This is a genomic window from Roseovarius halotolerans, from assembly GCF_900172255.1.
In the GTDB taxonomy this organism is placed as follows: Bacteria; Pseudomonadota; Alphaproteobacteria; order Rhodobacterales; family Rhodobacteraceae; genus Roseovarius; species Roseovarius halotolerans.
On record NZ_FWFU01000001.1, the window covers coordinates 680,908 to 704,932 of the forward strand.

The 24,025-nt window shown below is 63.8% G+C and carries 25 protein-coding genes and 1 pseudogene; 12 read left to right on the forward strand and 14 right to left on the reverse strand.

The window, feature by feature from the left end:
• Positions 1-58: 58 nt before the first annotated feature.
• From ROH8110_RS03355 to ROH8110_RS03385, 7 genes are all read right to left on the reverse strand, one after another.
• Complete coding sequence (locus ROH8110_RS03355; RefSeq protein WP_052453273.1) at positions 59-1,048, reverse strand: YfdX family protein; 990 nt, start codon at positions 1,046-1,048, stop codon at positions 59-61.
• A gap of 87 nt (positions 1,049-1,135) precedes the next feature.
• Positions 1,136-1,642: an NADH dehydrogenase ubiquinone Fe-S protein 4 gene (locus ROH8110_RS03360; protein WP_082033239.1), complete on the reverse strand. Its 507-nt coding sequence runs from the start codon at positions 1,640-1,642 to the stop codon at positions 1,136-1,138.
• A gap of 37 nt (positions 1,643-1,679) precedes the next feature.
• The gene (locus ROH8110_RS03365) at positions 1,680-2,300 is read right to left on the reverse strand and encodes an HdeD family acid-resistance protein (RefSeq protein ID WP_043871727.1); all 621 of its coding nucleotides are present in this window, start codon (positions 2,298-2,300) and stop codon (positions 1,680-1,682) included.
• Positions 2,301-2,316: 16 nt separating this feature from the next.
• On the reverse strand, positions 2,317-5,160 hold the full coding sequence (locus ROH8110_RS03370) for an ATP-dependent Clp protease ATP-binding subunit (protein ID WP_043870017.1): 2,844 nt from the start codon (positions 5,158-5,160) through the stop codon (positions 2,317-2,319).
• Between the two features lie 154 nt (positions 5,161-5,314).
• Positions 5,315-5,797 carry an Hsp20/alpha crystallin family protein gene (locus ROH8110_RS03375; protein ID WP_043870016.1) on the reverse strand — a complete coding sequence of 161 codons (483 nt, stop codon included), beginning with the start codon at positions 5,795-5,797 and terminating at the stop codon, positions 5,315-5,317.
• Between the two features lie 37 nt (positions 5,798-5,834).
• On the reverse strand, positions 5,835-6,236 hold the full coding sequence (locus tag ROH8110_RS03380; protein ID WP_043870015.1) for an Hsp20/alpha crystallin family protein: 402 nt from the start codon (positions 6,234-6,236) through the stop codon (positions 5,835-5,837).
• 27 nt (positions 6,237-6,263) lie between these two features.
• Positions 6,264-6,710 carry an Hsp20/alpha crystallin family protein gene (locus ROH8110_RS03385; RefSeq protein ID WP_043870014.1) on the reverse strand — a complete coding sequence of 149 codons (447 nt, stop codon included), beginning with the start codon at positions 6,708-6,710 and terminating at the stop codon, positions 6,264-6,266.
• 336 nt (positions 6,711-7,046) lie between these two features.
• Here ROH8110_RS03385 and ftsH point away from each other — a divergent pair, with 336 nt between their 5' ends.
• Positions 7,047-8,879, forward strand: coding sequence for an ATP-dependent zinc metalloprotease FtsH (gene ftsH / locus ROH8110_RS03390; protein WP_043870013.1), 1,833 nt, complete (start codon positions 7,047-7,049; stop codon positions 8,877-8,879).
• 6 nt (positions 8,880-8,885) lie between these two features.
• Here the strand turns inward: ftsH and ROH8110_RS03395 are convergent, their stop codons facing one another.
• Complete coding sequence (locus ROH8110_RS03395) at positions 8,886-10,142, reverse strand: MFS transporter (protein WP_052453272.1); 1,257 nt, start codon at positions 10,140-10,142, stop codon at positions 8,886-8,888.
• A gap of 510 nt (positions 10,143-10,652) precedes the next feature.
• On the opposite strand from ROH8110_RS03395, the gene trbB reads away from it, so the two are divergent.
• Genes trbB through ROH8110_RS03450 form a run of 11 tightly spaced genes read left to right on the forward strand, consistent with a single transcriptional unit; the run spans position 10,653 to position 20,236 of the window.
• On the forward strand, positions 10,653-11,600 hold the full coding sequence (gene trbB / locus ROH8110_RS03400; RefSeq protein WP_425466428.1) for a P-type conjugative transfer ATPase TrbB: 948 nt from the start codon (positions 10,653-10,655) through the stop codon (positions 11,598-11,600).
• Positions 11,597-11,929, forward strand: coding sequence for a TrbC/VirB2 family type IV secretion system protein (locus ROH8110_RS03405; protein ID WP_043870011.1), 333 nt, complete (start codon positions 11,597-11,599; stop codon positions 11,927-11,929). Before trbB ends, ROH8110_RS03405 begins: the two co-directional genes overlap by 4 nt.
• Positions 11,929-12,210, forward strand: coding sequence for a VirB3 family type IV secretion system protein (locus ROH8110_RS03410; protein WP_009573786.1), 282 nt, complete (start codon positions 11,929-11,931; stop codon positions 12,208-12,210). Before ROH8110_RS03405 ends, ROH8110_RS03410 begins: the two co-directional genes overlap by 1 nt.
• Before the next feature lie 6 nt (positions 12,211-12,216).
• Entirely contained in the window at positions 12,217-14,727 is a 2,511-nt protein-coding gene (gene trbE / locus ROH8110_RS03415; RefSeq protein WP_085816335.1) for a conjugal transfer protein TrbE, read from the forward strand.
• Positions 14,724-15,506, forward strand: coding sequence for a P-type conjugative transfer protein TrbJ (gene trbJ, locus ROH8110_RS03420; protein ID WP_085816336.1), 783 nt, complete (start codon positions 14,724-14,726; stop codon positions 15,504-15,506). Before trbE ends, trbJ begins: the two co-directional genes overlap by 4 nt.
• An 18-nt stretch (positions 15,507-15,524) precedes the next feature.
• On the forward strand, positions 15,525-15,812 hold the full coding sequence (gene trbK-alt, locus ROH8110_RS03425) for a putative entry exclusion protein TrbK-alt (RefSeq protein WP_076698087.1): 288 nt from the start codon (positions 15,525-15,527) through the stop codon (positions 15,810-15,812).
• A 3-nt stretch (positions 15,813-15,815) separates the two neighbouring features.
• Positions 15,816-17,165, forward strand: a complete 1,350-nt coding sequence (gene trbL / locus ROH8110_RS03430; RefSeq protein ID WP_085816337.1) for a P-type conjugative transfer protein TrbL — start codon at positions 15,816-15,818, stop codon at positions 17,163-17,165.
• The gene (gene trbF / locus ROH8110_RS03435) at positions 17,162-17,851 is read left to right on the forward strand and encodes a conjugal transfer protein TrbF (RefSeq protein WP_076705632.1); all 690 of its coding nucleotides are present in this window, start codon (positions 17,162-17,164) and stop codon (positions 17,849-17,851) included. The genes trbL and trbF overlap by 4 nt, the downstream gene beginning before the upstream one ends.
• Positions 17,848-18,876: a P-type conjugative transfer protein TrbG gene (trbG, locus tag ROH8110_RS03440; RefSeq protein ID WP_076705630.1), complete on the forward strand. Its 1,029-nt coding sequence runs from the start codon at positions 17,848-17,850 to the stop codon at positions 18,874-18,876. Before trbF ends, trbG begins: the two co-directional genes overlap by 4 nt.
• Entirely contained in the window at positions 18,873-19,994 is a 1,122-nt protein-coding gene (locus tag ROH8110_RS03445; RefSeq protein WP_076705628.1) for a TraB/TrbI/VirB10 family type IV secretion system protein, read from the forward strand. Before trbG ends, ROH8110_RS03445 begins: the two co-directional genes overlap by 4 nt.
• 2 nt (positions 19,995-19,996) lie before the next feature.
• Positions 19,997-20,236 (forward strand): DUF2274 domain-containing protein, encoded by a 240-nt coding sequence (locus ROH8110_RS03450; protein ID WP_076705626.1) that lies wholly within the window; start codon positions 19,997-19,999, stop codon positions 20,234-20,236.
• Here ROH8110_RS03450 and ROH8110_RS03455 read toward each other — a convergent pair.
• The 6 genes and pseudogenes from ROH8110_RS03455 to ROH8110_RS03475 form a co-directional block, all read right to left on the reverse strand.
• Entirely contained in the window at positions 20,169-20,885 is a 717-nt protein-coding gene (locus tag ROH8110_RS03455; protein WP_254903735.1) for a LysR family substrate-binding domain-containing protein, read from the reverse strand. The genes ROH8110_RS03450 and ROH8110_RS03455 overlap by 68 nt on opposite strands.
• Before the next feature lie 117 nt (positions 20,886-21,002).
• A pseudogene (locus ROH8110_RS18855) lies at positions 21,003-21,149 on the reverse strand (LysR family transcriptional regulator); the annotation flags it as partial.
• A 265-nt stretch (positions 21,150-21,414) separates the two neighbouring features.
• On the reverse strand, positions 21,415-21,906 hold the full coding sequence (locus tag ROH8110_RS03460) for an Hsp20/alpha crystallin family protein (RefSeq protein ID WP_043870002.1): 492 nt from the start codon (positions 21,904-21,906) through the stop codon (positions 21,415-21,417).
• Between the two features lie 41 nt (positions 21,907-21,947).
• Complete coding sequence (locus ROH8110_RS03465; RefSeq protein WP_043870001.1) at positions 21,948-22,346, reverse strand: Hsp20/alpha crystallin family protein; 399 nt, start codon at positions 22,344-22,346, stop codon at positions 21,948-21,950.
• Between the two features lie 15 nt (positions 22,347-22,361).
• A complete protein-coding gene (locus tag ROH8110_RS03470; RefSeq protein ID WP_237219403.1) occupies positions 22,362-22,736 on the reverse strand; it encodes an Hsp20/alpha crystallin family protein in 375 nt (124 codons plus the stop codon).
• A gap of 312 nt (positions 22,737-23,048) precedes the next feature.
• Positions 23,049-23,984, reverse strand: coding sequence for a zinc metalloprotease HtpX (locus tag ROH8110_RS03475; RefSeq protein WP_043869999.1), 936 nt, complete (start codon positions 23,982-23,984; stop codon positions 23,049-23,051).
• Between the last annotated feature and the right edge of the window lie 41 nt (positions 23,985-24,025).

The window sequence follows — 24,025 nt, forward strand, 5'->3', positions numbered from 1 at the left end:
GGCCGGAGGTATCCGGCCACCGGTGTTGCAAGGCAGTTGATTGTGGAAGGGCAGCGCATCATTCCGAATCCGTTCCGAACAGCCTCTGCTTGAGACGGATGAAGCTGTCGCCGATCTTGTCGAAGATGCCGCCGGTATCGTGCGCGGCGTCGATCTTCTCGTCGAGTTCATCGAGGTTTTCGTGCAGTTCCTCGAAATCGTCCTCGTTGCCGTAGCCGAGCGCTTCGGCAATCCTGAGTTGGTTACGCGCAGCCTCGACATATTCGCCGGGCGAAAGCGGTTCCGCATCGACGGCGGCGTCGGCATCCTCGGTCTCGGCCGCCGCGGATTCCCCGGCTTCGGTATCCGCAGTCATGCTTTCACCGTCGCCAAGCGCATTTTCCGCAGCGTCGATCAGGAGTTGCGCCCTCAGAACCGGAAGCGCGATCACTTCCTCGGTCACGACCACGGTTCCAAGCGCGGTCGCAAGCGTCTGTTTCGCGGTCTCCACATCGCCTGCATCAATCTGGGAGGTCGCGCGCAGAAGCGCGTCGGGGTAGGTGGCAAGCGGCAGATTGGTGGTCTCCACCACGATTTCGCTGGCAAAATCGCGCATCAGGGGGCGGGCCTCCTGGAGGTTGCCTTCGTCCACCAGATTTTCGATTGCCTCGCGGGCCGCGTCGATCGTTTCCACGTCACCCAACAAATCACGTTGGAGCAGCTGGACATCGACAGGCGCAAGAGCGAGGTCGGGATCGCGGGCGACGACGCTTTGAAGCTTGCCGGTTGCGACTGCCAGCGCTTCGAGCGCAGCCTCGCTGTCTCCTTCATCGAGAGCCTTGAGAGCGGTCTCCGTTTCCGCAAGTGCCCTAGTTGCGTCATTGAGAAGTTTCTTCCGTTTCTCGTCGACCTGTGCGGACGCTTCATCCTGCACCGCTTCGCTTACCGCCTCATTGGTCTGGGCGGTCGGGGGCTGCGATGTCTCCTGGGCAAAGGCTGGCGAAAGGGCCAGCATGGATGTCAGCGCCAGGGCACTGACGGACGAGGCGAGTGTCTTGCGAATGAACATGGGCATCTCCTTTTTGCGGTTTCCTGTTGTCCGGTCCTTCATCGTGATGTGAACATGCGGCGGGCCGGTTTTCGCACGTCCAATACGTCAGCGGCCCCCCAGGGTCGTTCCCGTCCAGGCCGGCGGGTCGGAGGCCGGGAAGGATTCCAGCGCGGCCAGGGTCACTGGATCGGTCTCGTCCTCGGCGGGCGGTTTGCGGTCTTCGGTCCGGACGCGCGGTTGCGGCCCGTCCAACCTTTCAAGGGGCCGGAAGATCGGTTCCCGCCGGGGGCCGCGGCGGCGCTGGCTTTCGTCCCGCACAATGTAATCCCAGTTCTGCCGTTCGGCGTAGTCGATGGCGCTTTCACGATCCGGAAAGCTGAGCCGGATCGGCCGGTAGGGATCGCGCGTGGCGGTCCAGCCCATCAGCGGCTCGATCTCCGGGGATGCGGCGGGCTCGAACTCCAGTATCCAGTGCCGCGGGCGCGGCCCCGACTGGGTCGCGCTGCGCGACGGGCGATAGATGATCGCCGTGGGCACGTCCGGCGACGACAGGTCGGTTCCGGGGATCGTCGGCCGGGACATCGGCCGGTTATGACCTCTCATGCTGAACATCGTGACCTCCTTTCAGAACAGGTTGCTTTCAGATGTCTCAGGCCGTTTCCGCCGATGCGGTATGGTCGGCCCCGCCGCCGGATTTTCGCAGCTTCAAGCCCAGCAGAATGATCGTCACGCCGAAGATCGCGGCATAGATCGCCAGCAGCCAGCCGAGGGCCAGCAGGGTTTCAACGGGGCTTGTTGCCAGGAACCAGACGATCAGGACGCCCAGCAGGACCGACACGATGCCGCTCAGCCCGAGCCAGACCTCGCCCTCGATCTCCTTGCGCAGACGGATCGCAGTGACGATCTCGAGCAGACCCGAAAAGACCGACCAGAAGGCGATGCTGGCCCAGAGGAATACGGCCAGAACCAGAGTCGCCACGAAGGGCGAGACGATCACGACGATGCCGGTCAGGATGCCGAGGATGCCGCTGAAGGCGAGCCAGCCCCAGCGTTCGCCCTCGCGCATCTGGCGCACGGCCGCGATCAGGCCGAAGACGCCATCGGCAAAGGCGAAGGCACCGAAGACCAGCGTGAGCGTCAGCACCGCCTCGGCCGGCATGAACCAGGCCAGCACGGAGATGACAAGCGCCAGCACACCGCGCAGCACGAAGGCCCACCAGTTCTTCGACAGGGAACAGAAGCCGGGGATCGGGTTGGTTTCATGTGTCATCTTCAAAACCCTCCAGTTACTTCGCGGAAGCCTCCTCGGACGCATCGGACTCCCCTTTTGCGTCCGTGGCTTCACTGTCTTCATCGCCATCGGCGGTGCCGGACGTGTCAGCCGGTTTGTCTTCCGGTTCGGCGCTGTCCTCCTCCGCGACCTCCTGTTTCTCGAAGGTGATCTTCTGCTCCTCCGCCGACCAGGCGGCGCGGACCTTGTCGCCATCCTCGACCGAGCCGGAGAGCATTGCGCGGGCCAGTTCGGTTTCCAGTTCCGACCGGATCAGGCGGCGCAATTCGCGGGCACCGAATTCGGGCTGGAAGCCCACGGCGGCGAAATGATCGGTCACGCTTTCATCGAACGCCATCTCGACGCCCTGACCAAGCGCGGTGCGCGCCACGCGGTCGAGCTGCAACTCCACGATCCGGCGGATTTCCGGGCGGTTGAGCGAATGGAAGACGATGATCTCGTCGATCCGGTTGATGAACTCGGGGCGGAAATGCTGCCGTAGCACCTCCATCAACTCACCCCGTTGCTTGCCCTCGTCGAACTCCTTCGTGCCGCGCTTCTTGAGGTTGCGCTGGATGATGTCCGAGCCGAGGTTCGAGGTGGCGATGATGATGGTGTTGGTGAAATCCACCACCCGGCCCTTGCCGTCGGTCAGCCGCCCGTCGTCGAAGACCTGCAACAGGATGTTGTAGACATCCGCGTGGGCCTTTTCGATCTCGTCCAGCAGAACCACCGAATAGGGGCGGCGGCGCACGCGCTCGGTCAGCTGGCCGCCCTCGTCATAGCCCACGTAACCCGGCGGGGCGCCCACCAGCCGCGCGACGGCGTGGCGCTCGCCGTATTCCGACATGTCGATGCGGATCATCGCATCCTCGTCGCCATAGACGGTCTCGGCCAGCGCCTTGGCGAGTTCGGTCTTGCCGACGCCGGTGGGCCCGAGGAACATGAATGTCGCCGTGGGGGCGGACCCTTCGCGCAACCCCGCGCGCGCCAGCCGCACCGCGTCGGCCACCGCACCGATCGCCTGATCCTGGCCGATGACGCGCTCGTGCAACTGGTCCTCCAGCTTCAGCAGCTTCTCGCGCTCCTCGGTCGTCAGGTCGGTGACGGGGATGCCGGTCAGCTTGGAGACGATCTGCGCGATGTGGTCGGTGCGCACCTCGGCGCTGGCCGAGGCACGGTCGCGTTTCCAGGTTTCCAGCAGGGCATCCAGTTCGGTCTGCTTTTCCTCCAGTTCCTTCTTCAGTTCGCCTGCACGGTCGAATTGCTTGCGGGCGGCGGCGTAATCCTGTTCGCGCTGGATTTGCTTCGTCTCCGCTTCCAGCTCCTGCACGTCCACCGGCCGTGCGGTGGCGCTGATTTTCACGCGCGCAGCGGCCTGGTCGATCAGGTCGATGGCCTTGTCGGGCATGAAGCGGCCGGTGACATAGCGATCGGACAATTCGGCCGCGGCGACGATGGCCTCGTCGGTGATCGTCACCTTGTGGTGAGACTCCAGCGTGTCGCGCAGGCCGCGCAGGATCATGATGGTCTGCGCCACCGTGGGTTCATCGACATAGACCGGCTGGAAACGCCGCTCCAGTGCCGCGTCCTTCTCGATGTGCTTCTGGTATTCATTGAGTGTGGTGGCACCAATCAGGTTCAACTCGCCCCGTGCCAGCGCCGGCTTGAAGGTATTGGCCACATCGAGCCCGCCTTCGCCGCCGCCCTGGCCCGCGCCCATGATCGTGTGCAATTCGTCGATAAAGAGCACGAGATCGTCCTTGTTGGCCTCGATCTCCTTCAGCACTTTCTGGATGCGTTCCTCGAATTCGCCGCGATATTTCGATCCGGCGACCATCGAGTTGATGTTCAGCTCGACCAACCGCTTGTCGCGCAGAGCTTCGGGCACCTCGCCAGCCACGATCCGTTGTGCCAGGCCCTCGATGATCGCGGTCTTGCCGACGCCGGGCTCGCCGATCAGCACGGGGTTGTTCTTCTTGCGCCGCGCCAGAACCTCGATCGTGGTCTCGATCTCGCGGGCGCGGCCGATAACGGGGTCGAGCTTGCCGTCGCGAGCCAGTTTCGTGAGGTCGCGAGAAAATTCATCGAGGTCGGGCGTGTTCGAGGGCGTCTCGACCCGACCCTCCTCGGCCCCCTGGCCCACAACCTTCGTGACCTGCTGGCGCAGCGACTGCGGCGTCAGGCCGAGCTTGCGAAGGATGTCGGCGGCCAGGCCATCGCCTTCTTCGGCGAGTCCGATCAGCAGGTGTTCCGGGCCGACATAGGAATGGCCCAGCTCGTTCGAGGCGACGAAGGCGCGGTTCAGCGCATCCTTCAGACGCGGGCTGACGCCGATCTCGCCATCCTGTTTGTCTTCGCCGCGAGGGGCCTCTTTGTCGATCTGGCGGCGCAGGTCGTCCACGTCGATCTTGAATTGCTCCAGCAGCGTCCTGACCACATCGCTGTGACTCAGCGCGAAGAGCAGATGTTCGGTATCGACCTCGGAGCGGCCGAGTTCCCCTGCTTTCTGCGCGGCCTCCTGCAAGAGCTTGTTGCCCTGTTCGCTAAGACGATCGGCGATGCTCGCCCCGCCCTGGCCGCGCCGACTGCCACGATTTACGGGAATGCGCTGACCTTCGCTTTCGTCGCCGATACGCCGGTCCATCCCGCCAAGCGGGCTGTCACCGAAGAATTCGTCGAAGAGCGATCCGCCGCCGAAGAGCGATTCCAGCGGCGAGGACGACCGCCGCTGCTGGCGTGCGAGCTTGCGGTAATCATCGTCACAAAGCTCCATTACCTGGCGTTCGCCATTGACCGATACCTGCGCCCGGAACGAGGCCGGGCGGCGCTTGCAGATGTCACAGATTCCGTTTGCCATCCTGTCTTCCTCCTGACTATTTGCTATGGCGCAATTTTATTCAAAGTTGTGGAGCCTTGCCTTGACCGGCATCAAAATGTGGCGGTTAGCGACACGCCGAGCAGTGAAATGGGGCGAGTCAGGGCGCGGACAAATCCCCGCGCCCCTAGCCAAGTCAGCCGGACTTGACGTCGATCCGCTTGACGCGCGCCTTGGCCTCCTCGGTCTTGGGCAGGGTCACGGTCAGCACGCCGCGCTTGAACTCCGCCTCGGCCTTTTCGGCGTCCACGCCCGGCGGCACCGGGATCATCCGGTGGAAGCTGCGCCGGGACTGCGAGGTGAAGCCATCCTTCTCGGCCTTCTCCTCGCGCTCGCCGCGGATCGTAAGCATGTCGTCGGTGACGTTCACCTCGACATCCTTGTCGTCGAGGCCGGGCAGATCGACCGAGACCAGCATCGCCTCGTCGGTTTCCGAGATGTCGGTGCGCGGCCCATTGGTGGCCATGCTGCCGAATGGGCTGTCGAACCGGCTCCAGAAATCCTCGAACACGCGGTTGAGGTCGCGCTGGAGCGACATCAAGGGGTTGTCGTCTTCATTGCGTCGGCCGGACGGCTGGTTGCGGTCGCGGCCCCAGGGAATGAGATCGCTGAATGCCATTGTCATTTCCTCCTTTCCTGTTTCGGTCCGGGTCGCCTCAGGCGGCCTTGACCTTGATCTGTTTCGGCTTGGCGGCCTCGCTCTTCTTCAGGGTGAGCGTGAGGACGCCGTCACGATGGGTGGCGTCGATCTTATCGGCGTCGATGGTGTCGGGCAGGCTGAAGGCCCGCTCGAAGGTGCCGGGCGCGTATTCTGCATAGATGCGCCGATAGCCTTCGGGCACGGGCGCCTCGATCGTGCCCCGCACCGTGAGCGAGCGGTTCTCGACCGAGACATCGACGCTGTCCGGGACAACGCCCGGCATGTCGATGGTCAGCGTCACCACATCGTCCTTCTCGAAGATGTCCGTGGCGGGACGGAAAGTCGGGCCGGTATCGCGGGTTTCTTCCGCTTCGGACCGGGCCACATCGCCGCCGGTTTTCTGCATTTCGTTTGCCATGGTTCTTTCCTCCTCTCGTTTCAGCTGTCAGCTTGCCTTGACCTTGATCTTGCGCGGCCGTTCCGCATCGGGGCGGCCCATCTCGATCTCCAGCACGCCGTTCTTCGCGCGTGCCTCGACCTTGTCGGGATCAACGCGCAGCGGCAGGCGGACGGAACGTGAGAACTCGCCATGCGGGCGCTCGCGACGATGCCATGCGGCATCTTCGTCATCGGTGGACGGATTGCGCTTGCCCGAAATGATCAGGGTGTTCTCGCGCACCGTCAGGTCGATGTCGTCCTTGCCCACACCGGGCATCTCGGCGGTGACGACCACGCTTTCGTCGCCCAGCCACATGTTGACCGGGGGCCAGTTGCCATCGCTTGCACGCTGGCTACGCCCGCCGCCTTCGAACATGCGGTTCATCTGCGATTGAAGCTGGCGCAGTTCCGCGAAGGGATCCCATTGCGCCTGGGACAGTCCGTAGTTCAGCATCGTATCCTCCTCTTCCTGGTCACAACATCGGGGGTCCGCAGCGGGCGGACCGCGTTTCACGTTGCGGGACTGTCGCGAAGGGAGGGGCCCGGTTGCGAGCCTGCACGAAGACGCATGGCGACCACGTGTTTCGATACGCAAGGCCAACAGATGCACCTCGCGGCCGATGACGGGACCGAAGCGTTGCATCATGCACACGCCTCGTATCTCACCAACATCTCCGGGACCCATTCAGCGGCATCCCGCACTCAAGCATTTGGGAAGGGTGTAAAATCTTGTCAAGAGGGTGTGTCAGGAATTATGTTTGGCAGCATCAAGAAAGGAGGATTGCCGCCAATGGACAAGAAAACACAGATCAATTTCTGGTATGTCCTGCTCGCGATCTTCGGGGTCGTTCTGCTTCGCGATCTCTGGGTGCAGTCCCAGACCATTGCCGCAATCCCCTACAGCCAGTTCGAGGATTATCTCGGTGAGGGTGTCATCGAGGAAGTCGTGATCGGCAGCGATACGATCCGCGGCACGTTCAGCGAGCCGCAGGACGGCAAGACCGGTTTTGTCGCCACCACCGTGCCCGCCGACATGATCGAGCGTCTTGAAGAGGCCGATATCACCTATACCGGGGCGGTCGAGAACACCTGGCTCACAACGCTGCTATCCTGGGTGCTGCCGGCGCTTGTCTTCGTCGGCATCTGGATTTTCTTCATCCGCAAGTTCGCCGAGCGGCAGGGGATGGGCGGCTTCATGTCGATCGGCAAGAGCAAGGCCAAGATCTATGTCGAGAGCGACACCAAGGTCGGTTTCGACGATGTGGCGGGCGTGGACGAGGCCAAGCAGGAACTTGAAGAGATCGTCGAGTTCCTGAAGGACCCCGAGCATTACGGCGGCCTGGGCGCGCGGATGCCCAAGGGCGTGCTTCTCGTCGGCCCGCCCGGCACCGGCAAGACGTTGCTGGCCAAGGCCGTTGCCGGCGAGGCGGGCGTGCCTTTCTACTCGATATCCGGCTCGGAATTCGTGGAGATGTTCGTGGGCGTCGGCGCCGCGCGGGTACGCGACCTCTTCGAGCAGGCGAGGAAGGCAGCGCCGGCCATCATTTTCGTGGACGAATTGGACGCGCTTGGCCGGTCCCGCGCCGCGGGCCAGCATCCCGGCGGGGGCCATGACGAACGCGAGCAGACGTTGAACCAGCTTCTGACCGAACTCGACGGTTTCGATCCGACCGAGGGCGTCGTTCTGCTGGCCGCAACGAACCGGCCCGAAATCCTCGACCCGGCGTTGCTGCGCGCGGGCCGTTTCGACCGGCAGGTGCTGGTGGACCGCCCCGACCGCGCCGGGCGGGTGCAGATTCTCGAAGTGCACATGAAGAAGATCAAGGTGGCCGATGGCGTCGACCCGGACCAGATCGCGGCGCTGACCACGGGGTTTTCCGGCGCGGACCTAGCAAACCTGGTGAACGAGGCCGCACTGATGGCGACACGGCGCCGGGCTACCCACGTCGAGATGCAGGATTTCACGCAAGCGGTAGAGCGCATCGTCGCCGGGCTGGAAAAGAAGAACCGTCGGCTGAATGAGAAGGAGCGCGAGATCGTCGCCCATCACGAGATGGGGCACGCCATCGTCGGCATGGCCCTGCCGGGCGTGGACGAAGTGCACAAGGTCTCCATCATCCCGCGCGGCATCGGCGCACTCGGCTACACGATCCAGCGGCCGACCGAGGACCGTTACCTGATGACCCGCGAGGAGCTGGAGAACAAGATCGCCGTCCTGCTGGGCGGCCGCGCGGCGGAAAAGATCATCTATGGCCACCTTTCGACCGGCGCCTCCGACGATCTCGCCCGCGCCACCGACATCGCGCGGTCGATGGTGGCGCGCTACGGCATGGACGACGAACTGGGCCACGTGGCCTACGACACCGAACGTGGCAATTTCCTGGGTCAGGGCGACCAGGGCTCGTGGCTGAATCGTCGCTACAGCGACGCCACTGCCGAACGCATGGATCAGGCGGTAAAGGACGTGATCGACAGCATTTTCGAGCGCACACTCGCGCTTCTGGACGAGAACCGCGCGTTGCTGGAAAGCTCTTCGGCCGAACTGCTGGAGCGCGAGACGCTGGAAGACGCGGATCTGAAGCGGATCGCCGACGGCGTCAAACAGCCGGCCGAGGCAGCGTGAAACAGATCACCGCGGCGCGGGTTCTCCTGTGGCCCGATCCTGCGCGTCCGGATGCAATGGCAATGCCGCGTGGCTGGTGCTGGGCGTGGCGACGTAGGGCTGCTTGTCCGCGATGACGGTCTTTTCCCGAAGCCGGATACGCAAGGTGCCGTAGGCTGCGAACAGGCCCAGGATCGCAACGATGAAGTAGAACAGGCCGGACGGTCCCACCCATCCCATCGTCACGCTTGCCGCGAACGGTCCGGCGGCGGAGCCGACCCCGTAAACCAACACAAAGCCGCTCGCCGCGGCAATCAGCTCGCCCTCGTCGATCCGGTCGTTCACCTCGGCCAGACAGACCGAATAAAGCGGCAGAAGCGTGCCGCCTAGAACGAAGGACAATACAACCGCAACTATCTGCGCAGCACTCGACAGGAGCAGGCCGAGCAGAAGTGCGGCGAGAAGACCGGCGAGGCTGCTGCAGAGGATGATGAGACGGCGATCGGCCTTGTCCGACAGCCAGCCCAAAGGCCATTGCAAGACCAGAGCCCCGATCAGGGCCGCCGAGAGGATTGTGCCGGTCTGAGTATCTGTGAAGCCGGCCTGCTGGCTCGCCACCGGCGCCATCCCGAAAAAGGCCGCGACCGTTGCGCCCAATACAAAGGCCCCAGCAAGGGCCGTCGGCGAGATCGCGAAGAGGCGCTTCAGTTCCAGGCGCGTTGCAAGCACGACGCCCGGACCGCCCGCGCGGCTGAGCGTGATCGGGACCAGTGCCAGTGACAGGCAGATCGACACGACGGCGAAAAGAACGAAGCCCGATGTCGGCGCCAGTCCGACCATCGGCTGGCTCGCCGCCCAGGCCGCGTACATCACGATGGAATAGATCGCGAGCACACGTCCGCGCCAACTGCGTTCCGCTGAGGCATTGAGCCAGCTTTCCACGATGATGATCAGCCCGGCCCAACAAGCACCCTGTGCAACCCTGAGCGCGATCCAGACCGGCGGCGAGACGAAGATCGCAAAGCAAAGCGCAAAGGCAGACGCGGCCGAAGCGAAAGCAGCGAAGGCGCGGATATGCCCGACCCGCTGGATCACCCGCGGCGCCTGAATCGAGGCGAATACAAACCCGACGAAATAGGCCGACATCATCACGCCGACCGTTTCTTCGGCATATCCTTCGATGCCCGCGCGCAGACCGACCAGCGTCTGTTGAAGGCCGTTACCGATAACCAGCAGGGCGACGCTGACGAGGATCGAGAGATATCTAAGAGGAATCCGAAGCATTTCCAATATCTATTTCACATAGCGGCAACTGTACGAAGACGAACGCATCTCGCTGTAGCTAGCATAGCCTGTTTGGTCTCCGCTTGTGGTCGCAAAAAATGAGCTGACATTCGTGCCGATCGCAGCATCGGTCGAAATGGGCTCCGAGCGGTCATGCGGAGATGCGGCAACGCCCCGGTTTTATCGTCCGGTGGAATGGCCGCTATCAACAAAACGTCCATCTCGGTTCGCAGGTGCGGAGAACGGCCGGTCTTCGCCCGAAACCGCCATGTTCTCATGACGGTGGCCGCGACGCCTTCCTCCTAGAGTGGATCTGAGGATCATTCCGCCGTTTTCCTGTCTTTGCACGCCACGCTACTACGCCCCGCGGAAACCTGTTGAGCCGTAGGCATTTACGACTTTCTTAATCGACCCCGATCCAGGGCCGCCTGTTGGAGGCGCCCGTAAGGGAACGGGGCCGGCATGGCAAAGAACGATCAGAGACCAGAGGTGATCCGGAGAGGCGCGCGGATGCTGCGCACCGCGCTCGGGCCGGCGATCGCCGGGTTTCTGGACGACCCCATGATCGTCGAGGTGATGCTCAACCCCGATGGGCGGCTCTGGATCGACCGACTTTCCGAGGGGCTGGCAGACAGCGGCAAGACGCTCAGCGCAGCCGATGGCGAGCGCATCGTTCGGCTGGTCGCCCATCATGTTGGCGTCGAAGTTCATAGCCAGTCCCCGCGAGTCTCTGCGGAGCTTCCGGAAACAGGCGAGCGTTTCGAGGGGCTCCTGCCACCCGTCGTCGCAGCCCCGGCCTTCGCCATCCGCAAGCCCGCTGTCGCTGTGTTCACGCTCGACGACTATGTCTCTGCTGGGATCATGACCCCGACGCAGGCCGAGGCGCTGCGCCAAGCAGTTGCGACCCGTGCCAATATCCTGGTGGCTGGTGGGACCTCGACCGGCAAGACCACGCTGACCAATGCGCTGCTCGCCGAGGTGGCCAAGACCTCTGATCGCGTCGTGATCATCGAGGACACCCGAGAACTGCAATGCGCCGCGCCGAACCTCGTGGCGATGCGTACCAAGGACGGTGTTGCCAGCCTGTCCGACCTGGTGCGCTCCTCGCTGCGTCTGCGCCCCGATCGTATTCCGATCGGTGAGGTGCGTGGCGCCGAGGCGCTGGACCTTCTCAAGGCCTGGGGCACGGGACATCCCGGCGGCATTGGCACCGTCCATGCCGGTACCGGGATCGGCGCGCTGCGTCGTCTCGAACAGCTCATCCAGGAAGCCGTCGTCACCGTGCCCCGCGCCATGATCGCGGAGACCATCGACTTCGTCGCTGTATTGGCCGGTCGAGGGTCCGCACGGCGTCTGGCTGAACTCGCCCGCGTCAAGGGCCTCGGGCCGGACGGCGACTACCGGATTTCACCTGTCATTTCAGAACCCACTACTCACGAACCAGGAGACCTCGAATGATCCGTCACACCCTGCGCATTCGGCGCCACATCGCCACTGCGGCCACCGCCACCTATGTCAGCCTGTTCATCGCCCCGGCCGCTCATGCCTCCGGTTCTTCCATGCCCTGGGAAGCGCCTCTGCAATCCATCCTCGACTCCGTCGAGGGGCCGGTGGCCAAGATCGTGGCGGTGATCATCATCATCGTCACCGGTCTGACGCTGGCCTTCGGCGATACCGGCGGTGGCTTCCGGCGGCTGATCCAGATCGTATTCGGGATTTCCATCGCCTTTGCGGCCTCGTCCTTCTTCCTGAGCTTCTTCAGCTTCGGTGGCGGAGCGCTGATCTGATGGCGGTGAGTTTTGAGGCCCTCGACGCGGTGCCGGGGTTCAGCGTGCCGGTTCACCGTGCGCTGACCGAGCCGATCCTGCTCGGCGGCGCACCGCGCTCGGTTGCCATTCTGAATGGCACGCTCGCCGGTGCGGTCGGCCTCGGGCTTCAGCTCTGGCTTGTAGGGATCCTGATCTGGGCCGTCGGCCACATCGCTGCTGTCTGGGCGGCCAGGCGCGATCCGCTCTTCGTCGAGGTCGCCCGCCGCCATTTGCGCATTCCCGGTCATCTCTCGGTGTGAACTCCCATGATGAAACTCGCAGAATACCGCCGCACCGCGTCGCGTCTTGCCGACTACCTGCCCTGGGTGGCGCTGGTCGGGGAGGGCGTGGTCCTCAACAAGGACGGCTCGTTTCAGAGGACAGCGAAGTTTCGGGGTCCCGATCTCGACAGCGCCGTCGCGGCCGAACTGGTCGCGGTGGCGGGACGGCTGAACAACGCCTTCCGCCGGCTCGGTTCCGGGTGGGCGATTTTTGTTGAAGCACAGCGCTCTGAGGCTGCCACCTATCCGGCAAGCATCTTCCCGGATGCGGCATCGGCGCTGGTCGATGCCGAGCGCAAGGCCGATTTCGAAGAGGAGGGGAGCCACTTCGTATCCGGCTATTTCCTGACCCTCCTCTGGCTCCCGCCCGCCGAGGATGCAGCACGTTCAGAATCCTGGCTCTATGAGGGCCACGAAACCTCGGGTGTGAACCCCTGGGAACAGGTGCGCGGCTTCATCGACCGTACTGATCGCGTACTGGCGCTGCTCGACGGCTTCATGCCGGACTGCCACTGGCTCGATGACGCCGCTACGCTGACCTACCTGCATTCGACGATTTCGACCAACCGGCATCGCGTGCGCGTGCCCGAGGTGCCGGTCTATCTCGACGCGCTCTTGCCCGACCAGCCGCTGGCCGGTGGGCTGGAGCCGCGTCTGGGCGATCATCATCTCCGTGTCCTGACGATCACCGGCTTTCCCGGCGCCACGACCCCGGGCCTGCTCGACGAGTTGAACCGGCTGGCCTTTCCCTATCGCTGGTCGACCCGGGCCATCCTCATGGACAAGCTGGATGCGACGAAGCTGCTGACCCGGATACGCCGTCAGTGGTTTGCCAAGCGTAAGAGCATCGCCGCGATCCTCAAGGAGGTGATGACCAACGAGCAATCCGCGCTGGTCGATACCGATGCCGCGAACAAGGCCGCTGACGCAGATATCGCCCTGCAGGAACTCGGCGCTGATCTGGCTGGCATGGCCTATGTCTCGGCCACGATCACGGTCTGGGACGAGGACGTTCGCCGCGCCGACGAGAAGCTGCGGCTGGTCGAGAAGATCGTCCAGTCCCGCGATTTCAGCGTCATGGCCGAGACGGTCAACGCCGTCGATGCCTGGCTCGGAAGTCTGCCCGGGCATGCCTATGCCAATGTCCGGCAGCCTCCGATCAGCACATTGAATCTCGCCCATATGATCCCGCTCTCGGCGGTCTGGGCGGGCGAGGCGCAGGATGAGCATTTCGGCGACGCTCCGTTGCTCTACGCCAGGACCGAAGGCTCCACTCCGTTCCGGTTTTCTCTGCATGTCGGGGATGTCGGTCACACGCTCGTCGTCGGCCCGACCGGCGCCGGCAAGTCCGTGTTGCTGGCGCTGATGGCGCTTCAGTTCCGGCGGTACTCGCGCAGCCAGATCTTCGCCTTCGACTTCGGCGGCTCGATCCGCGCCGCTTCGCTCGCCATGGGCGGCGACTGGCATGACCTCGGCGGAGAACTGACCGACGCGGCCGAGAGTTCCGTCTCACTACAGCCGCTGGCCCGCATTCACGAGACGTCGGAGCGCGCCTGGGCGGCCGACTGGATCGTCGCCATCCTGACGCGTGAGAACATCCAGATTACCCCCGATGTGAAGGAACATATCTGGACGGCACTGACCTCGCTGGCCTCGGCCCCTGTCGCGGAGCGGACCATGACCGGCCTCGCGGTCCTGCTGCAGTCCAACAATCTGAAGCAGGCGCTGCGCGCATATTGCGTCGGGGGGCCCTATGGCCGGCTGCTCGATGCCGAGACCGAACAACTGGGATCGGCGGATGTGCAGGCCTTCGAGATCGAGGGGCTGGTGGGAACCGGCGCGGCGCCCGCCGTCCTCTCATACCTGTTCCACCGGATCGGCGATCAGCTCGATGGACGCCCCACGCTGCTCATCATCGACGAGGGCTGGCTCGCGCTCGATGACGATGCCTTCGCGGAGCAGCTCCGCGAATGGCTGAAGACGCTGAGGAAGAAGAACGCCTCGGTGATCTTCGCGACGCAGAGCCTTAGCGACATTGATGGCAGTACCATCGCGCCTGCGATCATCGAAAGCTGCCCGACACGGCTCCTGTTGCCCAACGAGCGGGCCATCGAGCCGCAGATTACGGCCATCTATCGCCGCTTCGGCCTAAATGACCGGCAGATCGAGATCCTCGCGCGGGCCACGCCCAAACGCGACTACTACTGCCAGTCGCGGCGCGGCAACCGGCTGTTCGAGCTGGGTCTCAGCGATGTCGGACTGGCACTCTGCGCGGCATCGTCCAAATCGGATCAGGCGCTGATTGCCGAGATCTGCGCCGGGCACGGCCAAGACGGCTTCCTCGCCGCCTGGCTGAAGGCGCATGGCCTCGATTGGGCCGCCGACCTGATCCCCGACCTCACCAATCTCGCCATCGACGCAGAGGGGGCATCTCCGGCCTCCGCTGTTGTTGAGGACGCCGACATCGACCTTGAAGAAAAGGAAGTCACACCATGACACGCAAGATTACGTTTCGGTCCGCGGGCACTTCGCTGCTCGCCCTCGCGCTGGCGATGCCCATGGCCATGTCGCCCATCGCAGCGCCGCCTGCGCAGGCGCTCTTCGGCATCGGCGGGGGGCCTTTCATCGTCTACGATCCGACCAACCACGCCGAAAATCTCCTGACCGCGGCGCGCGCTCTGGAGCAGATCAACAACCAGATCGCACAGCTCCAGAACGAAGCGCAGATGCTGATCAACCAGGCGCGCAATCTCGCCAACCTGCCGTATTCCGCGCTCCAGCAGATCCAGCAGAACGTCAGCCGCACACAGCAACTCCTGGCGCAGGCGCAGAACATCGCCTTCGACGTGCAGAGCATCGACCAGATGTTCCAGCAGGATTATGGCAACCTTTCCCTGACGGCGACCGACCAGCAACTGATCGCCGAGGCCCGGTCCCGTTGGGAGAACACCGTCGGTGGCCTCCAGGATGCGATGCGCGTGCAGGCAGGTGTCGTCGGCAATATCGATGCCAACCGCGCAGAGATGTCTGCACTTGTAGGGCAGAGCCAGAACGCGGTCGGTGCTCTTCAGGCCACACAGGCGGGCAACCAGCTCCTCGCACTGCAATCGCAGCAGCTCTCGGACCTGATCGCGGTGATCTCGGCAAACGGCCGCGCCAATGCGCTGACCGAGGCCGAGCGCGCCACTGCTGCGGAACAGGGCCGCATCCAGCGCGAGCGCTTCCTGACGCCGGGTTCGGGCTACCAGCCCGGTAACGCGCAGATGTTCAACTGAGGCCGGGAGGGGGAGACGATGGAGGGGAAGGTGCTGGCCCGGATCGCGGCCATCGTGTTCGTGGCGATCGCGATCGCAGCCACGGTGATCGAGATGACACGCAAGGAGGCTCCCGTGCCGGCCAGCACCGCGCCCGCGCTCCAGCCGTCTGCCGATCCTCTCCGCGCTACGCTGCGCCGGTGCCAGCAGCTTGGCGAGGCCGCTTCCAGCGATGCCGATTGCCTCGCCGCATGGGCCGAGAGCCGTGACTGGTTCCTCGGTCGGACGCCTGCACCCGACGCGCCGCAGCGTCCGGGAGATCAGTGAGCCATGGGTGGAACCGGCGTCATCGACAACTTCCTGGGCATCTTCACCAGCTATATCGACAGCGGGTTTGGGCTGCTCGGGGGTGAGGTGGCCTTCATCGCTACCACGCTGATCGTGATCGACGTGACGCTGGCGGCCTTGTTCTGGGCCTGGGGCGCCGATGACGACATCATCGCCCGGCTGGTGAAGAAGACACTCTTCGTCGGGGTCTTCGCCTATATCATTTCCAACTGGAACAACCTCGCCCGGATCGTCTTCGAGAGCTTCGCGGGCCTTGGTCTGATGGCCTCGGGCACCGGGTTTTCCGCCGCCGATCTTCTGCGCCCCGGCCGTGTCGCCCAGACCGGGCTCGAGGCCGGACGACCGCTGCTCGAAAGCATTTCCGATCTGATGGGCTGGGTCGCGGTCTTCGAGAATCTCGTCCAGATCCTCTGCCTGTTCTTTGCCTGGGCGCTGGTGATCCTCGCCTTCTTCATCCTCGCGGTGCAGCTCTTCGTCACCCTGATCGAGTTCAAGCTCACGACCCTCGCGGGCTTCGTGCTGATCCCCTTCGGCCTCTTCGGCAAGACCGCCTTCATGGCCGAGCGCGTGCTGGGCAACGTGATTTCCTCCGGCATCAAGGTTTTGGTGCTGGCCGTGATCATCGGCATCGGATCGACGCTCTTCGGCCAGTTCACCGCGGGCTTCGGAGGCGTGACGCCGACCATCGATGACGCCATGGCGATTGTTCTGGCTGCCCTGTCTCTGCTGGGCCTCGGTATCTTCGGCCCCGGTATCGCCTCGGGTCTGGTGTCCGGCGGGCCCCAACTCAGCGCGGGGGCGGCCATAGGTACAGGCCTTGCCGTCGGTGGCGCTGCGATCGGGGCCGGAGGGGCGACCATGCTCGCAGCGCGCGGGACGGGGTCCGCGCTCTCTGGTGGTGCCGCCCTCGCACGCGGCGGCGCAGCCGCGGCGGGCGCTGCCTCGAGCGCCTACACGCTCGGCTCGATGGGCGGAGGTGGTTTCTCCGGGGGGATGGCTGGTGTAACGCGCGCCGGGGCCGCTTCCGCGGCATCACCGCTCAAGAAGGCGTCTTCTCGCGCGGCGGGCGGGATCCAGTCCAGCTACGCCGAGGGCGTCAAGGGCGGTGTGGTGGCGACGGGCGGAACCACCTCGATGGGCACGGTTGGCGGAGCGGCACCCGAGCCTTCTTCCGGCCCGTCCGCCTCCGATGGCCCGCCAGCCTGGGCAAAGCGCATGCGCCATAACCAGGCCGTGAGCCATGGCGTCCGCGCTGCCGCCCATGCCGTCCGGTCGGGCGACAGCCACGGCTCGGGCACCTCCGTCAATCTCTCCGAAAGGGACCGCTCATGAACCTCTTCAGGCGTTCCGCCACGCATTATGGCAAGACACCTCAACCAGAGACGCCTTACCAGAGGGCTGCGCAGGTCTGGGACGAGCGCATCGGCTCCGCCCGCGTTCAGGCTCGCAACTGGCGCTACATGGCCTTCGGCAGCCTGATCCTCGCGGCGGGTTTTGCCGGCGCCCTGGTCTGGCAATCCGCACGTGGCACGGTAGTGCCCTGGGTCGTTCAGGTCGACGCGCTCGGCGAGGCCCAGGCTGTCGCTCCGGCTTCCGCCGACTACGAGCCGACCGATCCGCAGATCGCCTTCCATCTTGGCCGTTTCATCGAACAGGTTCGTTCCATCCCCGCCGACCCGATCATCGTGCGGCAGAACTGGCTGCGCGCCTATGAGTTCACCACGGACCGTGGCGCGGCCGCTCTGAACGATTTCGCTCGTGCGAACGACCCGTTCACCCGCGTCGGCCGTCAGCAGATCGCCGTCGAGGTGTCCTCCGTCATCCGGGCCTCGCCGGGATCGTTCCGCATAGCCTGGACCGAGCGTCATTACGAGAACGGTCAGCTTTCCACGACCGAGCGCTGGACGGCGATCCTGACCGTCGTGATCCAGACCCCGCGCAGCGCCGACCGCCTGCGCGCCAACCCCCTCGGAATCTACGTCAATGCGATCTCCTGGTCGCGGGAGATGAGCCAATGACTAAACAGCATCTTCATGCAACCAGGTCTCCCGGCTTCAATAAGCCCACCTTGGTGGCCTTGCTGCTATCCGCATCCGTGCTGGCGGGGTGCGCCAGCAACCGGGTGCCGGAATTCAGTTACGACGAGTCCGTGCCGCCGCTGCCCACTCCGCCCGCCTCGGATGACGAGGAACACCCTCGTCCCTTGCATACGCCGCCGGTCTGGACAGTGGCGCATGGCGGAGCGGCGGCGGGCACACCGACCGGACGTATCGAAAACGCCAATGCCGCCGCCCGGGTCGAACCGCGCCGCGAGGGCTATTACAATGCGATCCAGATCTATCCCTGGTCGGAAGGTGCCCTCTATCAGGTCTATGCCGCTCCCGGTCAGATCACCAACATCGCACTCGAGCCGGGCGAACGTCTGACCGGCGCGGGTCCGATCGCCGCAGGGGATACCACGCGCTGGATCATCGGCGACACGGAGAGCGGGTCCGGATCCACTGCCCGCGTCCACATCCTCGTCAAACCGACGCGGGACGACATCTCGACCAACCTGGTGATCAGCACTGACCGGCGGGTGTACACGATCGAGCTGCGTGCCCGCGAGGCGCTCTACATGCCGTCGGTCGCCTGGGCCTATCCGGCAGCGCCGCCTGGCGGTCGACAGGCTGTGGCAACCGCGCCGACCATTCCGGCGCCCTCTGCCCGCAATCATCGCTACGGCTTGCAGATCCAGGGGGAAAGCCCGCCCTGGCGTCCGGTTTCTGTCTTCGACGATGGCCGTCGTGTTTATGTCGTCTTCCCTCCTGGCATCGCCCAGGGCGAGATGCCGCCGCTCTTCGTGCTCGGTTCGGACGGAGAGCCGCAGATCGTGAACAGCCGTATTCACCGGAACGTTCTGATCGTGGATCGCCTCTTCGGCGCCGCCGAGCTTCGGCTGGGCGCAGGAGACCGCCAGCAGGTCGTCCGGATCGTGCGCATGGAGGAGCGCGAGGCGGATGCGCGGACGGAGGGGGATGCGCGAAGGGGAGGGGCATCATGACTGACACCGATCTTGCAGCACCGATGCGTCTGCGCCCCGATCCGCCCCGTGTGACCCGGCTGTCGCGTAAGGTTCTGGCCGGTGTCGGAGCGGTCGCGCTGTTCGGCATCGGGGGTGCGCTGATCTATGCGCTCCAGACCCGTGAGGCTGGGCCGGGAGGTGGGGAACTCTATTCCATCGACAACCGACCGGCCGCGGACGGCCTGGAAGGGTTGCCGTCCGACTATACCGGACCGGTTCTGGGACCCGCACTGCCCGGCGACCTCGGGCGGCCGATCCTTGACGCGCAGGAGCGGGGTTTGCCCGTGAGCCCTCCGCCGATTGCGAGCCCGACCGTCGATCCGGAGGCTGAGCGCCGCAGGGCAGAGGAGGAAACCGCGCGTCTGAGCGGTGTCTTCTTCCAGACGGCGTCTGGCAGGGCAACGACGGCCGGGGGCGGAGTGAACCTTCCGGGCCTGGGGGGCTCCGGGCAACCTGAGGGGAGCCGGCATACGGCTTTCCTCAACGGTCCGGTGGACCGGCAGACCGTCGCATCGGATCGCATTCAGCCGCCAGCCTCGCCGAACATCCTTCAGGCGGGAGCGGTGATCCCGGCCGCGCTCATCACCGGCATTCGCTCCGATCTCCCGGGGCAGATCACCGCGCAGGTCACCGAGAATGTCTATGACAGCCCGACCGGGTCGCTGCTGCTGATCCCACAAGGAACCCGCATCATCGGCCAATACGATGACGGCGTGACGTTCGGCCAACGCCGCGTGCTGCTGGTCTGGAACCGCCTGATCCTTCCCGGCGGTCAATCCATTGTTCTCGAACGTCTGCCGGGGGCGGATGCGAGCGGCTATGCCGGCCTCGAGGATGGCGTTGACTATCACTGGTGGGATCTGATGCGCGCGGCGGGTCTGTCCACGCTGCTCGCGATTGGTGCGGACCTCGCCACCGATGACGAGGACCGCCTGGTCCAGGCGATCCGCGATGGCGCTGTGGACACGATTAACCAGGCCGGCCAGCAGATCGTCCAGCGTCAGCTGCAGGTCGCGCCGACGCTGACCATCCGCCCGGGGTTCCCGGTCAGGATCATCGTCACCCGCGATCTGGTATTCGAACCCGCAGGAGGTTGATCATGTCGAAACTCAAGCTTGGACCTCTGCCCGACGACAAGCCGGTGAAGGTGACAGTGGAATTGCCAGCATCTGTTCATCGCGATCTGGTCGCCTATGCCGAGGTGCTGGGGCGGGAGACGGGGCAACCTGTTGCCGACGCAGTCCGGCTGATTGTACCGATGCTCCAGAGGTTTATTGCGACAGATCGCGGGTTTGCGAAGGCGAGGCGTGCGGCTCAAATCCACAGAGATGCTCACTGATAGCCGCGCTTCTTTCCGACCCTGCTTTTGTCCTCGCCATGCTCAGAAGACGCCTGAACGCGGGGTTGTCGTTATTCGGCGACCAGATTGCAGAAAATGGAAGGCGCTCGCCCTTGATCGGTCGAAAGACCACTCCCGGGTGGTTCGTCACCGTCATCGCCTCGCTGACCACGGTCAAACCTCGCCCAATGGCAACCAATGACAGCAGGTTATCTCGACTTACGGATTGCACATGTATGTCAGGGTGCCAACTGAGGTCTGCCAGCTTCCTCACCAGATAGTCATAGATCTCTTGGCCCGGCGCTGTTTTGCTGACCATGAAAGCCTCGCCGCTAAGCTCGCGCCAGTCGACTGCTGTCCGGATGGCTAACTCATGACGTTCAGGCAGGACAACGAAAACACCTTCTGACCACATTAATGCGCTGTCACATTCTTGCCAGGTCCGGGTTCCAGTTAGGAAAGCGACGTCGAGTTTGAGCCGACGGATGGCAGCGACGTGTTCTTCCGGGTTTCCATCGATCAATTCGATCTGCACATGATTGTGCTGATCCCCGAAGGAGCACAGCAATTCGGCCAGAAAGCCCGAGGCAATCGATGAATAAATGCCGACTCTTATACTGCCGTTTTCCGATCTGCCAAGTGCCGCCATCGCGTGCAAGCTCTCATCAAGCCCGCGAATTATCTGACGTGCGCGAGGTAGAAATTGTTGCCCGGCGCGGTTTAGGGTCACACCGCTTCGATGACGGTGGAACAAGGATGTTCCGAGGCGATCCTCGAGATCGCAGATGCATCGACTGATTGATGACTGCTGGACACCCATCGTGCTTCCAGCCTTTCGGAAACTGCCATGATCGGCTGCATTAACGAAGCACCGCAGGTGCCGAAACTCAATGTCACGTGCTCTCCTTTTCATCGTGTGTCATCCGCTCGATGCCCCCATAGGTGAGTCTCGCACTCAATCGTGCAGGGTTCTGGTGCTGTGCTTGTGACGAGATCGTTCGTCCATTTTAGCTATGTGAACTACTCGGAAGTACTTTTGCGGAAGACCTGTCCCGGGCAACCGCCTGAAGTTCCAACCCGACCTGCATGGCTCTCTCCCGATTGGATTTAAGCGTCCAAGACAGGAGAAGTGTAGATCGTCGTGCCGACAGCACGGTACTGTCGGCACGACATTGGTATCAGGCGTTTTTCACCTCGATGCGCTTGACCTTGGCCTGCGCCTCCGGGGTCTGCGGCAGCTTGATCGTCAGCACGCCGTTCTTGAAGCTGGCATCGGCCTTCTCACCGTCGACTCCCGGCGGTAGCGGGATCGTGCGATAGATCGCGCCATAGCTGCGTTCGGAGAGATAATAGCCCTTCTTCTCCTCCTGCCGCTCGATCTTCTTCTCGCCCTTGATGGTCAGGATGTCATCGGTCACGGTGACCTCGATGTCCTTCATTTCCATCCCGGGCAGTTCGATCGATACCTCCACGTGATCTTCGGTCTCGACCACGTCGGATTTCGCCTCGCCGCCTCCCCAGGGCCAGTCGAAATCGCCGACGCGGTTCCAGAAGCCTTCGAACACACGGTTCATGTCGCGTTGAAGGGTGGCGATGGGGTTCTGGTCATCACTTTTCGGGTCGGGCGCATGATCCTTCCGCGCCCAGGGGATCAGGTCCTTGATCTGCATGTGAGTTCTCCTTTCTTCTTTTTTGGTGCGACGTGCCCGGCTTACGACGCCGTTACCGTGATCTTTTTGGGTTGGGCTTCCGCTGCGCGCGGCAGCGTCAGGGTCAGCACACCATTAGAGACCTGCGCGCCGATCTTGTCGGGGTCGAAATCGTCGGACATGGTAAAGGCTCGCTCGAAATCGCCCTCGCCGTATTCGGCATAGGCCAGTTGCAGCTTCTCGGGCTGCGTGGCATGGACCTTACCTCTGATCGTCAACACGCGCTTTTCGAGCGTGATATCCACGTCTTCGGCGGCGACGCCCGGCATCTCGAGTGTCAGTGTCACCCCGTCAGCCGTTTCGACGATGTCGGTCAGCGGCCTATAGATACGACGGCCGGTGGTGGTTTCCGGTGTCTCGGCCGGGGTCTTGTCGGCAGTATGTGTTACATCGTTGGTCATATATTGGTCCTCCTTTTACGCAGCCTTGATCTCGATTCTCCGCGGCTTGTCCTCTTCGGGGCGGCCGATCACGATGCGGAGCACACCGTTGGTCATCCGCGCCTCGACCTTGTCCTCCGCGGCCACGAAGGGTAGCCGAACCGAACGAGCGAACTTGCCAAAGCCGCGTTCGTTGCGGTGCCAGCGGGCGCCTTCCGGAATTTCGGGCGCCTTGCGCTCGCCAGAGAGCGTCAGGACATTCTCCTTCACGGAAATGTCGATGTCGGCCGGATCCACGCCAGGGAGTTCTGCAGTGATCGCGACCGCCTCGTCGCCCTGCCAGACGTTTACGGCGGGGAAAACGGGCTGGGTTACGCGGCTAGGAGAGGTCCCGTCAAAATCGCGCAGCATCGAGCGCAAACGGATCGCTGCGACGTGTGTAGGTGGGATAGAGCATGTTTCGCCTCCGTCGTTTCAGTTGACGGCGTGGATTTGTCACCACGCCACTGAACGCCCGCGGAGAACGGACATGCTTCAAGGTTCGCCATTTTGGCGGCGGTCTAGAGCATTCGCGTCTGCCATGCGCTCCCCCTCGGGCGAACGCCAGGCGGTCCGCTGAATCAGCCGAACCTGTCGCGTATCCGTGAAACCCCAACTGGGCGTTCCGCTGCGGATAAAGTGTTGCCTATTTGCAACTTCAAGACCTCGACGCAAAAAATGTTCTCATCGATAGACGCCCCCAGGCCCGTAACGCGGCGTGGAAACGCGCACAGCCCGCGGTGCGTTCAGGGGAACGGACGGTGGGACCGGTCGGCGGGGTCCGGAAAGTGCGCGCAGCCGCCGGACTCGATCGGCGGTGGGCGGGTGCGTGCGCAGGAGCGAGGGTTCGGGGATGCGGCGTCCGGGCAGGAACATGTCTTCCCAGACGCGCCCGACGCGACGTTCCAGCTTGAGGAGGGCCGAAGCGAGGCCATCGGGATCGCCGGTCAGCTCGGCGCCACCCCTGTCGGCATCGTATTCCCGGGCCCGCGACAGCGCGAGCTGAAGAAGGGCCATGATCGTGGGTGAAAAGATCAGGACAAGCGGTACCTGCCAGGGCACATAAGCCGCGCCGGCCAGGATGAGCGGCAGGTTCAGCAGCAGGATGAGTTGCCCAACCCAGGACGCGAGCGACACTGCGCGCGACATCGCGTCGGCCAGACCCATGATCCAGAGATCGCGGTTGGCGATGTGAGCGACCTCATGCGCCAGGACCCCGGCCAGTTCGCGCTGGTTCATCAATCGCAGAAGACCATCACTGACGCAGACGGCGCTTTCATCCGGAGAGCCCATAGCGAAGGCGTTCGGCATCTGGCTCGGTACATAGTAGAGTTCCGGTACACGCGGCAGCCCGGCGCGGCGTGCGAGTTCGGCCAGTATCGCCATGCCCTCTGGAAATTCCCGCCCGCTGAGCCTGCGTGCGCCGTAGGCGTTCAGCAAAAGGCGTTTCGGGATGCCGGGTGACAGCAGCAATCCCAGCAAGGATCCGATGACGATCGCAATCGCCAAGCCCTGTCCCGCAATCGCCGAAACGATGAACCAGGCGATAACCGCCATACCCGCCAAAAGCAGTATGGATTGGAGCAGGTTCAGGAATTGGTGGCGCGGCGTCGCAGTCATGATCGCAATAAATTTCACTCGCGGCTAACGGGAAGTGGCAC